Source organism: Proteus penneri, assembly GCF_003144535.1.
Taxonomy (GTDB): domain Bacteria; phylum Pseudomonadota; class Gammaproteobacteria; order Enterobacterales; family Enterobacteriaceae; genus Proteus; species Proteus penneri.
Genome location: NZ_PHFJ01000001.1, coordinates 23,908 through 39,186, shown reverse-complemented (window position 1 = coordinate 39,186; position 15,279 = coordinate 23,908). Strand labels below are relative to the sequence as shown.

Sequence of the window (15,279 nt, the reverse complement as noted above, 5' to 3'; positions counted from 1 at the left end):
ATAAATTAATCCTCTTGGATATTAGCAATGATTTCACGTGCACTATCCACTAATGGGTTCGTGCTTTTGGGTTTATCACTGCCTCCGGCTGGTGACTTCCCTTTACCGCCTCCTTCCCCTCTGGTTCCGGTGGCTTTGCTACCGATAATTACTGGAGCAAATAACTGATTACTACGAAATTCTTTTTCTAAATCATCAATGGTAAATGCAGAAGGATGACCAGCGGAGTCAATTACTCGCGTTTTACCGTCCTCCACTGATAATCGAGATTTAATGTGTGGCATAATTAACGGCGCAGCGTCACCCGCAAGTTTTGTAGCCAGCGTTTGTGCGACGTTATCAACCAATAGTGTATGTAGGCTTGTGTCTTTCTCCTGCAACTGTGCTAATAGCTCGCTTTCACGTGCTTTTAACTTTTCAGTCCAACTTTTTTCTAATGATTCGATATCGCCATTTTTACGCGCCTGATCTTCTGCTGCTTTTTTTGCAGCCTCTTCGGCCTGTCGGCGTTTCTCTTGCTCTGATTTTTTCTCAGAAAGTAATTCATCAACCTTTTTTTGAAGCCCTGACACATCTGGAATTTCTGGCATACCTTCGATTTGAAGTTGGTAATTACCACCAGACTCTTTGTAAAGAGCCTTTTGCTCATCGGTTAATGCGTCAAATTCTTCTTTCGTTAATAAATATTTAAACATCGTAAAACCTCTGGTTTAGATGGTGCAGTCTCTAACTGCTGATAATAAAAAACCCACCGGAGTGGGTTATTTGAGTTCGATACCTGCTTTATTAAAAGCCTCAGGTATGATCCGCTGAAGTTCCTTAAGCGTTATTGGCTTAAAGTATTTATCGAGCTGTAATTTTGCGAATTTATCAGGTGGTAATCCACCATCACGAAACAACTGTGCCCTTGTCTTACCAAGTACAATGTCCTGCCTGTTCGCTGGCTGGCGATAAAGCCACTCGTAATAAGACTCTTCCTCCCATTCAGAATTACCGACATAATCTGTTGTAATTAAGTTTATGTATTTCTCATCTAAAACTGGAAGTAATCGACTACGGCAATTGGGATGAAGAGGAGGTTTAGGGCCTTCTCCTAGTGGATAACGATTACCGGATAATGATCTGCATACTGATGAAGTTTTATTGTCCAGTATTGCACTGAATTCTTCATACTTAATCAGATCAGGATTCTCTTTGTAGAAATCCATTGCCCCTATACTGTGCGCATACTGTAAAGAGGTTCTGGATATCATCTGAAAGCCCCTAGCAATCCTACCGACTACCGACGATGCGATGATTAGAGGCTCAACTGATGTTCCGTTAATCGTTGATTGCAAATCAGACACATCACCACCAGATGACAGAGATATCAATGCCTGATTTTCCACCTGCTGAACGGATGTATCAGCCCAAGATTCAATAAACTTAGCTAGGAATAGTGAGCCACTCCACCCCGCCAAACACATAGGTAAGTTTTGTATATCTCTACGCACTTTTTCATAGTCGGCAGGCTTAATACCTTCGAGAAATGAGTTAAAACCTCGATATTCGGCATCAGCCATAACAATGGCAATACTGATGGCTTCATCAAGCAATTTTTGAGAATAACCAAAGAGAACTGGCTTGAGTGTTTTTTTTAATGCTAGAGAGATTGATTTTGCTTTGCTTATTGATGAAATATCACCAGAGAAGGTAGACAGCGCAGATGCTACAGAGGTGCGAATATCTAACACTAAATCACGAGTATCTGCTGTTGATGACTTCAACCTTTCCAGCATGACCTGTATCATTAGTGCGTTATCAAGGATGATGCTCGGCTGCATAGTTACACTCCCAACATATTTGCCCCTCTAGTTACCTCCAGCTCATCAACAACATCCTCTGCTTTTTCATCTTGAGGAATGATATTGATACTTTGCAGATACTTAACAAAATCAATCAATCTCATAGAACCTGATTGCAGTGCTGCCAATAATGCTGTAATAGTTGGTGAATCTAACTTAGCGATATCATAAACTTTATTCAGTTGTATTGACGCTTCGCCACCACCCGCAAACTGAATACAAAAATTAAGTGCTCGGTTAAATGCCTGCTCGACATTCCCGGAACATAATGAAAGAACTGAATTATCTGTTTGTGCCTCATCCTGAGCTTGGGTGGCTGTTCTAGCCGATGTGCCGCGCTCAACTAACTTAGCGCCTAGCATTGCCATTTGCTTCTCTCTACGTTCAACCAAGGTGATTTGAATATTTCTATCTTCGGGCTGTGCAAACTTCATGTCACCACCTTGTGGTAGCAACACCCCTTTACGGGAGCCAACAGTAAATCCATCAGACATATAGTTTTTAACCCAATCGTCTGTAAGCCCCGTTAATGCAACCATCGGCTGACCGACAGTGTGTGCAGACTCTGCGATATCAGCCTCAGCCTGATAATGCTTGATATTCACGTATGCAATATCAGCAAGAGGTGGAGCATCTGGGGTGTGATCGTTATTCATTGATCCAATCCATGACCAAGGCAACTCCTTTAATGGAATGCCGTGTGCATCCTTTAATACAACCCACTCTGTAACTTTTATGTCTCCATCTTCATGCCAGCGACGAGAATGAGCTACATCACCAATAAGCCTTAATTCAATCCAGTTATTCTGCATTTGCAGTTCAAAATCATCCGTATCTACTGGCTCTTGATACTTGAGGACAACGAGGGATGTTTTCCCATTCGTTACACGCCAGTTGATGATTTCTTTTGCTGTGAACAATCGAACATAAGGGCGTCCCTTATTAGCCTCTGACTGAATACCTGAACCGCTAAAATCACTTAATAGACCAGCTCGGCCACGTTGTAAGTTTTGCGATAAAGCATCCCTTATCATTTGGGTTAATGGTTGACCCTGACCGTCTATATCATTCTCTAAATACTCAACTCCCGCGACGATGTTAATTTTAACTGGCTTACTAAACGCAATACCAAGTAAGCCGCTAAGTGTCCTTCCGGTAGCATTAAAGAAAGATGCTCTAGATAAATAACGCTTATAACGTTCGTTATCTTTATCATCCATGTCTTTTTTATCTGCTGGATGAGGGAGGTATTTCTCTTTTTTGCTTTTAACAACTCGTTCGCCATCAACACAATCGCCGATCATGTCCCATTCAGGCAAAAACTCATTGTAAGCTGGATGCTTATAATCAACGTTTGTATTCATGTTAATTCCAGTTAAATTCTATTTTCTTAGTCAATCGTTTAGTATTTCTGCGACTCACCGCAAAATACCTAAATCCATCAGCATCATGTGACGTGTAATCATGAAGTGGTTTATCTTTCCAGCACCCGCGTTTGTCATCCCACTCTTTGCGGTACGCTTCAAGGTGAGCAATACCTTCACTGCATTTGTGTTCGTCGAACACACAAAGAGGAAGGATTTCGCGTACCGCCTCAATCCCCTCATCAATGGAAAGTTTCGGCACTACTTCGAATCGCATTGAATAGTTTTCACCGTCTATTTCGTACCCTTCACGCGCTAACTCTCTACGTGATTTCGCGTCAGAGCCAAACTCGCGGTTATCGATATCATGTGGCCCATTGTGACTTGCGTATGTGTAGCCTTTGTCTTTTAACACTTTCATGTAGTGCCGTAGACCTTCACCACTGTTTGAGTAGTGATCAATGACGTGGAACTCTTCGCCCACTTCACGGATAAACCAAATTGATGTTGAATCGCCCACACCAATATCCCAGTACGTGTGAACCGGTAAGTGTGAATTATCAGGAAGTGTGCCAATGCGTTTATTTTCGTACAGGAAGCGGAATTGTTTAGCGTAGTAAGCGCCTTCAACCGATTGTTGGAATGCCTCAGACGGTATTGACGGGTATTCCCGTTTCATATCATCGCCGAGTGTTTTCTCTTTGGCGTAGTACCATGCTTTCTGGCGTTCGTTTAATTGAACACCATGTTTGCTGGCTATCTCATCAAAGTAGTCAACTAACCGCTGTGGTAATTGCTCCACAGGGTTAATGGCATACTCTGGATTCTTCCACCATGAGAAGAAAAAGAATTTCCAGTCTAGGTTAGAGAGAGCCTTGTTCTGAATTTGTGCTTTCTCAGCCGACTGGCAATAATCAAAGAAATAACCTGCTCTACCTTCCGCTGTACTTTCAATTGTCGTGAAGCAATCACTTGATACCGCCTCAAATGCGCCAGTGACAATCTCACGGGCTTTCTCTGGATACTTAGCACATATCTTACCGAACTCAGAAACGTGCAAATAACGGAGCGTACCGCCACGAAATGACGTGCTGATATAAAGCGAGCCGCCTTTGCTAAACACCAACTCACCAGCCGCATCATTACTCGCTGGGTTAGCCGCTTTGATTTCATCGGGTAGCTTGTCATAGGCATACTTTATCTTTTCCCTAAATAGTCGCTTAGCATCGTTAAGTGTGTGGGCTATCAACGCACATTTAGCTGCTTCAAATAGCGCTGCGTCTAATTGGATAATGCAGACCTCAGTAGTGAAGCCAAGCTGACGAGCTTTAAGGATAATGTTTCGCGTGTGCATCCCTTCAAAGTATTCAAGTTGCTCAGGCGTCATTTTAAATCGAACCGGCTTACCTTCTTTATTGGTTATCCAGTAGAGATGATTCAATCGCCAGAGCTTATCTCTCAATAATGCAAGATGTTCTGGCTTCATGATTATTCCTTAGATAAGTCGTCCATTAAATCTGATAGTTGGCTAGCTGTCTTATTCGGCTGAACATCATCAAGGCCGTATGCTTGACGCTCAAGGCCAACTAAATTTTTAAGTGTTTCGCTTAATGCTTTGGCTGACTTAACGCGCTCAGGCAGGGAGATGATTGAATGATAAATTTCATTGAGTTTATCGCGTCCGTTATCATCAGGACTAAACATTAACTCGCCAAGTCTTCTTAAGGCTGGCACATCAGCACATTCAGCAGATAGTTCATCAAATAAGTTGTTGGTTAACTCTCTAGCTCTTCTGATGTCGCCTCTATGCTCCATGCGGACATTAGCGATAACCTCGGCATTAGCCTCAATAAGTTGCCGTTCTGAAATAGCCTTTTCGGTGGCAACCAGACTGGCAACCTCCCTTTTGGCAACCAAGTTTTCAGCCCTAGCTTTAACCTTTGCCTTTAAATCTCGCTCCCATCCTTCCTTCTTTGCTCGTTTACTTATCGCCTGATGGGTTATCTCGTATTGAGAAGCTATTTCCCTTATGGACATCACGCCAGCTCGGTAAGCCGACTCGATGGCCTCCCAATCTGGTCTTTTGGCCATACCCTTTCCTTAATATTTACTGTTCAACTACTGGCACATATTTAATATCACTAATCTCATCAGGTGATATGTATACCCATGAACCATCAAGTGATGCGATACCGATTAATCCGTTAGTCACACGAGGCTCTTTAGTGGTCATCATGCCTTCGTAGGTTGTGCCGTCTTTCTTGGTTGCTATTACGTGATATTTATTCACTACTCAACTCCACCTCTTGACCTTCAAACACAATTTCTTTCTTAAAACAGAGCTTCATTAACCAAATACTGTTAATTAAAGCGCCGATAATAAACAATGGGTACATATAACGGCGCAGCGTCATTTTGTAATGCAGTGTTCCTGTTTTCATATCCCACACAATAAAAAAGGCCACTAGGGCCTATTTGGTTTTCTGTTCCGAAAATTCCATTTGAGCTAAATTTTCCAACAGTTCTGATATTTTATTTACCGCTTCATCAGTAAGATCATCGTTTATGCACCAAGAGATAAATACTTTTGGATCTGGTAGATATTCTCTTTTCAGCATATTAAAAAACAACATGCTTAGTTCAATGTCGCTTTTGCCGTCTTCCCGATAGTACCCCTTTAAGAAGTTAGCTAATGTTTCTACGCTAAACCTGATATCTCCTAGCGATGAACGAAAAACAGGCCGCTTATGTATGGCGACCTGTCTAATCAAAAATAGCTCACTAACTATGGTGGAGAATGTTTCTACTTGATCATTGTAATCTTGTTGCATTGTGCTCCCCTTGTGCTGATAGGTAAAGCATTTGCATTTGCCCCTTAACATCAAAAGCAGCCATGCATCGAGCATCAAAGTCTTTATAATCGACGGAGCTATTAGCAATGTTTGTCACTGCAACCATTTGCTTTTCTACAGCAAGTAGAGCATCACCTTTTAGGTATTGGTGGATTTTTTCTCTGTCGCCTTTATTTTCTTTGACTGATTCATAGACATAATCAGGCAATGCAACGCCATAAACCCATTTAGCCGTGATGCCAGCGAACAATAATGGACAGCCGCCAACATGACCGAAATAAGGAGTGCCTGACATCTTTGATAGCGCTCTATAATAGGGTTCTTGAAATCGCTTTTCCCACTCAGTAGCTTCTTTGTATGTCAGTAGCCCAATTACTTGATCTTCAGTTAATGTCATACTCTGTGACATCAACATGTTTTTAATGTGCCGGTCACAAGCGCGAGCAAATTTTGGTGATAACCATCTTGCGAACTCAATTACTAATTCAGGATGGATCCAAGTACCGCCATGTCGTCCTTTTTCTACTCGAACTAAAAGGGGAGAAATCTCCTCTTTAGAATTATACGCTTCAATATCAAGCTCTTTGCCAACCTCGTAGATATACTCTTTAGTTGATGAGACCCTTAACCAGTCTTTGGTTAGTTTTCCAAAGTGCCTAGCTGCTGCTGTAGCATTAACCCAACAATCGCCATTAAACGGGATCAGAGTTTCGTCATACTTCATGGGTACGATTTTAATCATTGCATATTTCCTATAGAAAGGGAGCCTATTAGCACAGAAAAGCCGCCCCAAGAGAGCTTGCCAGCTATAACGGCAGTTCTCAGGCTCACTTTCTGTAGGCTCTTGGTGTTTTTATGTGCGTGCTATGCACAGGTGAAATGCGTAGAGTTGCAACCATCATCACGTATCACTACGTTAATCAGGTCGCTTCTAGTCTGTTCCTAGCAGTCAAGATAGGGATCACTCTCCTTAATGGATAAACGATTTATCTAACCAAGCTGGTATATATACTTACTTAAGCTATACTAAGTAGCTATCGCTATACTTTAATTGATATCTTGCTAGTATTGCCCAGTTTCCCATACTGGGCTTTTTTTATTCTTTTGGAATGCTTTTATCCAGTTCTTCACGGAATTTAACTGGATTATCTGAACCTTCTGCTGCCATGATATTTCTCCATTAAAAAGCCCCGCTATTACGAGGCGATTGTTTTCTATCGAACTACTTCTACGGTATGTCCGTTTGCGTCAGTTATATAAGCTGATTCACCCTTGTAAATGAATTCAAACATCTGTCCGTTAAATTCTTTCATATTCGGGTGAGTGATTGACTCACATTCTGTAACGATGATTGCAATGCAGTCTTTCTGCACATCAACGTGATCAATGCTCTTTTCGCTAACAATTAGCTCTTCTTCCTGTATCGCTTTTGTACACTCAGCATCTTCGTAAACCGCTGGAGTCTCAATAGCGTAATCAGGGTTTGACCAATTTTTAAACTTATCAAGTAACTCAATGAATCGAGGGCTACCTAGTTTAATTATTGATAGACTACTTTCGCTTCTGAGGCTTACATCACCGTTAACAATAGTTTTTAAAGTAAACATATTTTCTTCCTGTTTCTGTTGGTATAAAAAAAGCCCCTAATTACTTAGAGGCTCGTTGTTGTTCAATTTCCCGTATTGCTTTCTTGTTGGCTAAATTTTGAGTTTATCAATCTCTTCATGATCTGGCCGACGATAATTCAGGATGTAACCTGGCATCTTCATAAACCTATTATTTTTGTCTTTTGCACTCACTACTACTGAATGGCAAACAGATGACGTGTCGAATGTTTCATCATATTCATACAATAAAGCCGCCATTTTATCTTGCCATTCAGTAGGCATTTCATGCATGAGAACTCTTGGCATGACTAGAAATGATGCATAAGACAATCCAAACCAATTCCACAATTCACTGCTATTTTTTGACTGTGTTGCCTTACTCATTTAAACACTCCATTAATGTAAATTTAAATTGCTTCTAGCCGATTCAATATCTCGAATCGCCTTCTTGTCTGAATTACATTGCTCAATAACCGATAACAGGGAGATGTTTAACATTAACGATTCTCCCCATGTCATTTTTTCGGGTATGTATGGCAGTAGACAATCAGCGGTTAGGTGTGCCGGTATCGCTATATGTTCCACTGGCACGTATTCTTTCTGAATAGTCGTGCATCCTGATAAGAGCGTCACTAGGAATAGTAGTATTGGCGCAATCATTATTGACAAGAACAGTTTTGATAACCGTTTTAACTTTTTCAGAATCCACGGCTGACCTATTCCGCTCTTCGCTATTAAGTGATGAGACATTGTTGATAATCCTGAATGTTCGGTTGGCGTTTTCTGTGATTGAGTTTTGGCGTGAGATTTGCTTAGTGAGTGATTTATTTTCTTTACTCAGCTCAATAACTTCTTTCATAGATAGCATTGAGAATAACAACATCGCTCCCCACAAAATTACTGGAAACCAAGGTTTTAATTTACTCATGCTGGATATGTCTTATGGGTTAATTGGAAGTGAGGGCCATCTTTAAATGTTTTCCAGTTACCGCCCCATTCGACATCGACGCCGAACTCTTTCGCCGCTTGCATCATGGCATCAGCTACTTTTTTAAAGTATGACCAATCATTCCAAGGGATCTGATTATTTACTAGTGGAGCACAATCAACAGCGTGGCCAGTTAAGTGACGACTATTCATCGTTTGGCCTTTGCCACTTGCAACTAATTGTCGCTGTCTGGCTTCGTTGCGCTTACCTTCAATCACCATAAAATCAATATCGGTAATTTCTAATGCTCGATGTACCACCTTAACTAAATCAGGATGAACGCCACGGAGGTTTTCTTCACTACGTCTGCTTAATCTAAACTTACTCACTTTTCAGCCCTGCCTTACCCTTAATGAGTTTACTTAATCCATCTACACCGACATACCCAATGAATACACTAGCCAGATATGCCAATTCATGATTAAGGCCAAGTAGCGTCAAGAGGTCTTTTACAAACCATGCAAACAACGCACACATAGCACCATCAAATAACGTTTTCTTCCAGCCACCGCCGTTGTACTTACCACGCAGAATTGCCATGCCAGTTGCTAGTGACGCGCTAATTCCTTGCTCCTTATGAGAGGCGATAACTTGGAATACTTGATCCCAAAACTCAGGGGTTTCTTTCATATGATTCATACTCACCCCCTATTTGGAGGAATTAGTTAATAGAACGCCGACTCACAGCTCTTGTGTGAACGTGATAACGAGGGTAATTGTTCTGTGGTCGGCATATACGAAAAAAGACCGCCTAAGCGATCTTCTGAATGAGTTGTTCGGAATAACCGAACATGTGAACTATCCGGAAATTCCGGAGAGTTGGATTACCACAATGCAAATAAGCACTCTGGATAAATATCAGAAACTTATTCCCTCGAATTCGGGGGAATTAAAATGGTGGAATTACACCAGATTAGATAACAAAAAACCCCGCCGAAGCGAGGTCTTGGATCGGAACTTTTCAGCCCGTAATCAGCAGGTAATTTCTTACCCTCTTTAATATATCTGCTCTTTGTTTTACTGCCCGAGCATATCACAAACTATACATATAAAATTCGCATTTGCAATATATATTTTAAATATTTATGAAATTAGACATAATTCCCTTTCTAATTCATGCTTCATTGCGTAAAACATCTCCTCTTCAAGAATACTTTCAGCCCAACCAATTCTTCTAACTGCTTGCTGTATGCTGATTTTTGTTTGATAACTCAATTCACGAGCCATCTTTTGCGGGTATTTGCGATCACAATATCGTTTAATAGCTACATGACGAATCGGATTGTTTTTAGCAAATGTTTTCGTTATTACATTTTCCACAAAAGCGGCATCATCTGATTCTTTGGCGAGAGCAATGAGGTCGCTTATTTTATTTTTAGGATTTAATATCTCATGTGACTTTTTGAATAATTCCTCTCCTTGATAACCCATTTTATGTAAATCATTAACCACCTTGATTATTCTTTCACCCTCAGTTTCGCTCCATTCCGTCCTAATCATTAATCGTCCAATGACGCTACCTGATCCTGATTCTGGATAATCATTGCCACCATATTCCTTTCCCCACGTCATTAACATGTAGCGAACCCAGACTCGCTTACTGTCTAATGCGTTTTTTCGATTAGAACCCCAAACTCGTCTTAGCTCATTTTTGCTTGAGTAAAGAGACAGTAGATTGAACGGATCACATTCCCTCATCTCGCCTCCGGTAATACTGTGTGATAATCATCATTCGCAGTTGTATATAGGACTCTGACACCATCCATCAGCCCGCATAATACTTCCATGCATTCAGCAATCTGGATTACACAGAAGTTAACCCGACCGCCTGATTTGGATTTTAAATATCTGGCTTCTTCAATAGCTGCGATTAAGTCAGTGAACATCATCTATCTCCCATATCGTGATATCTAATGAGCCATGAGCAACCTTTTCACCTCGACGGATCCGCATATCATCAATCTGGCTATCATCTACCCAAAATTCGGCGTGAGTTAACGAATCGAAAACCGCTTTAGGCAAGTTATCGAGGTCTCTTTGTCGTTTATCTGGGGGATTTGCTGTGATGACTATTTTGATGCGGGAAGTGGTTTTGACGTCTAGGTTATGTTGCTTGATGTAATCTGTTACTTGCTTTCGGTAGCCGGTGCCTTTGGATGAGATATAATGCCGTCCTCTACAATGCCTCCAATAGGTATTATTGCTTGGTGGCCACGGCAGTTTTAAGTGATACTCGTTCATACCTTAATCTTACCCTCCTTGATGAGAATATCCTGAGTACGAATAACGCCTTCTAAGTGACATTGCTTTGCGTATTCAGCATCGACGTAGTTAGTGCGTCTATCTGATTCATCATGACAAGCACTACACGCCCAAGCACCAAAAATATCATTAGGCTTTATTCCGGTACCGCAAATACCAGACATTCGATAATGAGCTAAGACGACAGTTTCAGAATTACCATTACATACTCCCGGCATTCTAATTTGGCATTCACGACCTCGAGCTTCTTTGCGTAAGTTCGACATCTCCCTCTCCTTTGATTTTATCCATCACTTCCAAATGAGCGTATTCATCAGCACACTTGCTACACACGTAAATTTCTTCATCTGTTAGCTGTCTATTACATGATTAGCAGTTCATTGAACGCCTCGCTTTACCGCACGTTTAGCTTCACGTTTAATGGCAATACCTAGTCGCTCTAGCCACTCTCCGTATTTGAGCAATGCTTCGGTTTCATCACTAATACGAGGGAATCCATCCATTTCAATATCTACCTCAAACTTTCCAAAGTTATCTCTGGCAATAGATATTTTCTGCTCTAGCTTTGTAGTCTCGTTATTGTGAGTAACGTTATACTCCTTGAGAAATAGGCTTTCGTTTCTTTCAAACTTGACCAACTCCATTTTTGTTGACTTTGTTTTCACGCTCTCACCCCGCTCAATAATGAATCAAACTTCATCAACATCGGATTACCCATGCCTGCCGTGTTTGCCTTATCGACAAATGACAATCCACACATGAAATCATCCAGCACTTTTCTAGGCTTCTTTGCTTCAACTTTTTTTGCTTTTGGGAAGAGAGGGAGATTAGCCAGCCGTTCTTTTTCAAACTGACTTCTCAATCGAGTAATTGCATCGTCTGTTACTGCATAGTTATTGATTGGGCGAGTGCGTTTACGGCTCTTTGTTTCAACATGCTCTACACACTTAAATGCAAGTAACTTTCTTAAAATGGTTCCTGTTCTTGCGGGTGTTAAACCTGTTACCGCTGAAATAGTGTTGTGATTAAATGAGATAAACTCACGACCAACCACTATCACTCGCGCATAAGTCCTGTATTGTTCTTCAGTCATGATCACTTCCTGTTTAAGTTGTTGCGGTTAATGTGCTCACGGCGACTTTCTTCGATAAATCGAACCAACTTCTGAGCCTCTTCTAATTTCTCGTCATACTGCTTTAACTTTTCTTCTGGCGTCATTCGTCTTGTTTCCTTTTCAATTTCATATATTCACTGTTATCAGGTATCGTCACGAAACAATTTATACCTACCGCCCAGCGTTCAACCTGCTCCATGAAGCGGAACATTTCACCTGTATCAAGTTTTGATGTTTTCCGAAGTGTCCTTACGCGCTCTGTAAGTTGTGTAGTAACGTCAACCATATCGACCACCTCGTAACCTAGGAATGTATGCTTAAGTATTTCCTTAACGGTTTCTGGTGTGTAATTGGCGTTGTTCTTACATAGGTATTTGCTTATCTCTGAACACCACAAATGAAAAGTTGCATTCTGAGATAATGAGCGCTTATTTTTCCAAGGCTTGATGATGATTCGGTGTGGTTGGTTTGTTGCTAGAACCTCTTTGAGGTGTTGCCATGCGGTATTTTTGGTTGATTCGTGGAAGAGAAAATCTGCTTCCAAGTTAACCTCCTATATTAACGGCTCCCGTAATCCTGTTTTCACATATTTGATATTGTGGGCAACTAAAATCTCCCACTCGTCATAATCGTGACCGAAAAAATGACCTCCTGCCCAAGCTCCATCACTGTCTTGGTCATTAAGTATGAAATCCCATTGCTCATCATTGAGCTTAACTAAACGAGCAACGTTAGTGTCGAACACCTGTTGCTTAATCATTCTTGCAAGTGGTGATTCCATCATTCATCCTCTGGCATTGGTGGTGAGCACCACTCAGTTACATTGCTCAATATTCTACTTTTCCCGTTTCGACTAAAGTGAATAAATGTTGGCGTTTTCTGCTCGTCGTAGATAAATACTGCTCTAGCATTTGCACCATTGTTTTTAGTCAAAACTACTTCGTAATCGTTAGGCAATCTCTCACTCACCTTAACCCAATCAGTTCCCTGCATTAGATGCCTCCTTTGATATCAATATTTTTCATACAAAATTTAAACAACCACCTGAATAGATAGGTCATCACTAACGCCTGAATAACCACTATTGGTAATGAACCTAGATAAGCATGAAGATTAAACTCGCCTAACCTATTAACCATGATTAAAACCGATAACGAACCCCAAGCAATGAATTGAAATAGAAATGTAAGAATGTTGCTACTAAATACCCTGACAAGTATTTTTTGATGCCATTTCATCTAATAACCTCGCTTACTGAAATATTCAATTCGCTCTAAGTTGTTGTATGTTTTACCTCTTGGATAACAACTGCGAATTTTACGAGCAAGGTGTTTTTCCTCAGGCATTGAAATGGATCTGCGCTTGCTATCCATTAGCAGTCCATGAGCTGTAATCTGTGGAGTTTGTAGCCAGTTTCTATTTTTGTGAAAAATTATGCTCATCTAGAAGTCCTTATGATTCAATTGATAATCAGCCAAAGCCTGCCTAAGTACGCCGTTTAGATCTTTAATCCGATTAACACACCCTTCCATTTTGTCCAGTAATTCAAATACGAGCTTAAAGTCGATATTATTCATCTAAAAATCCTCTTGCGTGTTCCCCCACAGGAACTTGATTAGTTAATTTTGATATTCGATTTAACGCTTGCTACACGAATGAAATAACGTAGTAACTCAGTGTTCATCCACTGCTTTTCAGTCAAATGAAATACCCATGAAAGCAACTTTTCTGGGGTGTTACATGAGGAGATGGAGATCTCATATTGATCAACTTCATTGTCACTTAGCTGGAAAACAAAATGATTACCTTCAACTTTTAAAATAGAACGCAACACTTCAAGTCTTTCAATAAAATCATCCGTATCTAACTGCTCTAAATTCATACATTTGCTCCTTGAAATCTTCTCTGTTGTGGTCTGCTACTTTGTTGACAGATGCTTGATGCTTGAGCCTGATCGGTGTCAAGAAAGTGACCATTTTTGAATAATTGATAAACAGTTCCCAATTTCCCAAATCGGTTTTTTGTCACAATTATTTCTGCGTAAGCTGCTGCGGGGGAGTTCTCATTATAGACTGCATCGCGATAAAGCATGATGATGCTATCCGCATCTTGCTCTACGCTTCCTGAGTCTCTTAAATCCGCATTGGTAGGTCGTTTGTTAGGTCTCTTTTCAACATCGCGAGATAGCTGACTTAGTGAAATAACAGGCGTTCTGATGTTTTTAGCTAGCCCTTTCAACGTTGCTGAAATATGAGCAATAGCCAAGTCGTTACGCTCTGCACGAGGTTTCTCAATTAACCCTAAATAGTCAACCATGATCAACGATAATTCAGGGTGACGTTTCTTGTGTCGTGTTGAAATTGCAGTGATTTGTTCAACGGTTAATTTGCTAGCATCGACAACCCAGACATTCAGGCCAAGTAAATTACCTGCTCCCATAGATACCCTTCCCCAATCTTCGTCACTCATACGAGATGGGTTTCTCAATGCGCTAACAGATAGGTTTGCTGATCCTGCAATCTGACGTTCTACGATTTGCTGAGAGTCCATTTCCATCGAGAAAATTAAAACACCTTTTTTGGTGTCAGATCCGATAACATTTTGAGAGGCAACGCCTTCTGTAATTTTCAGTGCGATTTCTGTTTTACCCATTCCTGGTCGAGCGGCGATAATGACCAAATCAACAGGATTGATACCCCCCATAATTTCATCTAATTCGCGGATCCCCGTTTTTAGTGTGTCCGATTCCTCACCTTTGTTAACACGCTCTTGTAAAACTTCGGTGTAATCTTCGATTAACGATGACACATGGACTGGTGCGATATCACCTTTCGAAGAATGCATATCAGATGCCTGAGCAAGAAAACTTTCCATTGCCTCACTGGCTTGCTCAATAGTTCCGTTCTCAATCACACCACGCACAGAATCCATTAACTGGATCATAGCTCTACGGTTATGATTATCGGTCACCATCTTGGCATAGCCTTTTAGGTTGGCTGCGCTAGGGCAATCCTTGGCTGTTTGGATAATACTAGCTAGATGCTCACTGCCCATCCCTTCAGCAACCATCATCATATCGATGACACCGCGAGACTTAGCTTGTTTTTGAATAACTTGATAGGCTTCTCGATAGAACCTAACTGAAAATGATTCAGGCTCTAAAGTGGCTAAAACATCCGAGGCATCAGGAGTTAATCCTGAAATTAACAAACCTCCGATAACACTCGCTTCAAATTCCGTATTGATCA

General features: G+C 41.0%; 26 protein-coding genes. All 26 read right to left on the bottom strand.

Translation table 11 applies throughout. From position 1 onward, the window contains the following. Positions 1–5: 5 nt before the first annotated feature. Complete coding sequence (locus CUB63_RS00320; protein ID WP_109847211.1) at positions 6–695, bottom strand: hypothetical protein; 690 nt, start codon at positions 693–695, stop codon at positions 6–8. Between the two features lie 66 nt (positions 696–761). Continuing rightward, positions 762–1,823: a structural protein gene (locus CUB63_RS00315; protein ID WP_109847210.1), complete on the bottom strand. Its 1,062-nt coding sequence runs from the start codon at positions 1,821–1,823 to the stop codon at positions 762–764. 2 nt (positions 1,824–1,825) lie between these two features. Further along, entirely contained in the window at positions 1,826–3,208 is a 1,383-nt protein-coding gene (locus CUB63_RS00310; protein WP_109847209.1) for a DUF4055 domain-containing protein, read from the bottom strand. A 1-nt stretch (position 3,209) separates the two neighbouring features. Further along, positions 3,210–4,694 (bottom strand): terminase large subunit, encoded by a 1,485-nt coding sequence (locus tag CUB63_RS00305; protein WP_109847208.1) that lies wholly within the window; start codon positions 4,692–4,694, stop codon positions 3,210–3,212. A 2-nt stretch (positions 4,695–4,696) separates the two neighbouring features. Then, positions 4,697–5,299 carry a hypothetical protein gene (locus CUB63_RS00300; RefSeq protein WP_109847207.1) on the bottom strand — a complete coding sequence of 201 codons (603 nt, stop codon included), beginning with the start codon at positions 5,297–5,299 and terminating at the stop codon, positions 4,697–4,699. A 16-nt stretch (positions 5,300–5,315) separates the two neighbouring features. After that, entirely contained in the window at positions 5,316–5,498 is a 183-nt protein-coding gene (locus CUB63_RS00295; RefSeq protein ID WP_004247755.1) for a hypothetical protein, read from the bottom strand. Then, positions 5,491–5,649: a hypothetical protein gene (locus CUB63_RS17465; protein WP_157955961.1), complete on the bottom strand. Its 159-nt coding sequence runs from the start codon at positions 5,647–5,649 to the stop codon at positions 5,491–5,493. The genes CUB63_RS00295 and CUB63_RS17465 overlap by 8 nt, the downstream gene beginning before the upstream one ends. A gap of 30 nt (positions 5,650–5,679) precedes the next feature. Further along, positions 5,680–6,039, bottom strand: a complete 360-nt coding sequence (locus CUB63_RS00290; protein WP_109847206.1) for a hypothetical protein — start codon at positions 6,037–6,039, stop codon at positions 5,680–5,682. Continuing rightward, positions 6,020–6,802 carry a KilA-N domain-containing protein gene (locus tag CUB63_RS00285; protein ID WP_109847205.1) on the bottom strand — a complete coding sequence of 261 codons (783 nt, stop codon included), beginning with the start codon at positions 6,800–6,802 and terminating at the stop codon, positions 6,020–6,022. Before CUB63_RS00285 ends, CUB63_RS00290 begins: the two co-directional genes overlap by 20 nt. A 472-nt stretch (positions 6,803–7,274) precedes the next feature. Continuing rightward, a complete protein-coding gene (locus tag CUB63_RS00280; protein ID WP_109847204.1) occupies positions 7,275–7,667 on the bottom strand; it encodes a hypothetical protein in 393 nt (130 codons plus the stop codon). A gap of 90 nt (positions 7,668–7,757) precedes the next feature. Further along, positions 7,758–8,051: a hypothetical protein gene (locus CUB63_RS00275; RefSeq protein WP_170110776.1), complete on the bottom strand. Its 294-nt coding sequence runs from the start codon at positions 8,049–8,051 to the stop codon at positions 7,758–7,760. Positions 8,052–8,063: 12 nt separating this feature from the next. Continuing rightward, a complete protein-coding gene (gene lysC, locus CUB63_RS17910; protein WP_109847203.1) occupies positions 8,064–8,327 on the bottom strand; it encodes an Rz1-like lysis system protein LysC in 264 nt (87 codons plus the stop codon). Then, a complete protein-coding gene (locus tag CUB63_RS00265) occupies positions 8,215–8,595 on the bottom strand; it encodes a hypothetical protein (RefSeq protein WP_109847202.1) in 381 nt (126 codons plus the stop codon). The genes lysC and CUB63_RS00265 overlap by 113 nt, the downstream gene beginning before the upstream one ends. Then, positions 8,592–8,984 (bottom strand): M15 family metallopeptidase, encoded by a 393-nt coding sequence (locus tag CUB63_RS00260; protein WP_109847201.1) that lies wholly within the window; start codon positions 8,982–8,984, stop codon positions 8,592–8,594. Before CUB63_RS00260 ends, CUB63_RS00265 begins: the two co-directional genes overlap by 4 nt. Next, the gene (locus CUB63_RS00255; protein ID WP_109391273.1) at positions 8,977–9,294 is read right to left on the bottom strand and encodes a phage holin, lambda family; all 318 of its coding nucleotides are present in this window, start codon (positions 9,292–9,294) and stop codon (positions 8,977–8,979) included. The genes CUB63_RS00260 and CUB63_RS00255 overlap by 8 nt, the downstream gene beginning before the upstream one ends. A gap of 444 nt (positions 9,295–9,738) precedes the next feature. Next, a complete protein-coding gene (locus CUB63_RS00245; protein WP_232240028.1) occupies positions 9,739–10,233 on the bottom strand; it encodes a DUF1133 family protein in 495 nt (164 codons plus the stop codon). A gap of 297 nt (positions 10,234–10,530) precedes the next feature. Further along, a complete protein-coding gene (locus CUB63_RS00235; RefSeq protein WP_109847197.1) occupies positions 10,531–10,896 on the bottom strand; it encodes a RusA family crossover junction endodeoxyribonuclease in 366 nt (121 codons plus the stop codon). Continuing rightward, the gene (locus CUB63_RS00230; RefSeq protein ID WP_109847196.1) at positions 10,893–11,183 is read right to left on the bottom strand and encodes a DUF1364 domain-containing protein; all 291 of its coding nucleotides are present in this window, start codon (positions 11,181–11,183) and stop codon (positions 10,893–10,895) included. Before CUB63_RS00230 ends, CUB63_RS00235 begins: the two co-directional genes overlap by 4 nt. A 111-nt stretch (positions 11,184–11,294) precedes the next feature. Continuing rightward, positions 11,295–11,420, bottom strand: a complete 126-nt coding sequence (locus tag CUB63_RS17830; protein WP_275657917.1) for a hypothetical protein — start codon at positions 11,418–11,420, stop codon at positions 11,295–11,297. 158 nt (positions 11,421–11,578) lie between these two features. Further along, complete coding sequence (locus CUB63_RS00220; RefSeq protein WP_109847194.1) at positions 11,579–12,010, bottom strand: hypothetical protein; 432 nt, start codon at positions 12,008–12,010, stop codon at positions 11,579–11,581. Positions 12,011–12,012: 2 nt separating this feature from the next. Continuing rightward, positions 12,013–12,135: a hypothetical protein gene (locus tag CUB63_RS17825; protein ID WP_260619472.1), complete on the bottom strand. Its 123-nt coding sequence runs from the start codon at positions 12,133–12,135 to the stop codon at positions 12,013–12,015. After that, positions 12,132–12,575 carry a YbcN family protein gene (locus tag CUB63_RS00215; RefSeq protein WP_109847193.1) on the bottom strand — a complete coding sequence of 148 codons (444 nt, stop codon included), beginning with the start codon at positions 12,573–12,575 and terminating at the stop codon, positions 12,132–12,134. The genes CUB63_RS17825 and CUB63_RS00215 overlap by 4 nt, the downstream gene beginning before the upstream one ends. A gap of 9 nt (positions 12,576–12,584) precedes the next feature. After that, positions 12,585–12,812 (bottom strand): hypothetical protein, encoded by a 228-nt coding sequence (locus CUB63_RS00210; RefSeq protein WP_109847192.1) that lies wholly within the window; start codon positions 12,810–12,812, stop codon positions 12,585–12,587. Then, positions 12,812–13,024, bottom strand: a complete 213-nt coding sequence (locus CUB63_RS00205; RefSeq protein ID WP_109847191.1) for a hypothetical protein — start codon at positions 13,022–13,024, stop codon at positions 12,812–12,814. The genes CUB63_RS00210 and CUB63_RS00205 overlap by 1 nt, the downstream gene beginning before the upstream one ends. Before the next feature lie 622 nt (positions 13,025–13,646). After that, the gene (locus CUB63_RS00190; RefSeq protein ID WP_109847188.1) at positions 13,647–13,913 is read right to left on the bottom strand and encodes a hypothetical protein; all 267 of its coding nucleotides are present in this window, start codon (positions 13,911–13,913) and stop codon (positions 13,647–13,649) included. Next, the gene (locus tag CUB63_RS00185; protein ID WP_109847418.1) at positions 13,910–15,277 is read right to left on the bottom strand and encodes a replicative DNA helicase; all 1,368 of its coding nucleotides are present in this window, start codon (positions 15,275–15,277) and stop codon (positions 13,910–13,912) included. Before CUB63_RS00185 ends, CUB63_RS00190 begins: the two co-directional genes overlap by 4 nt. Positions 15,278–15,279 lie beyond the last annotated feature (2 nt).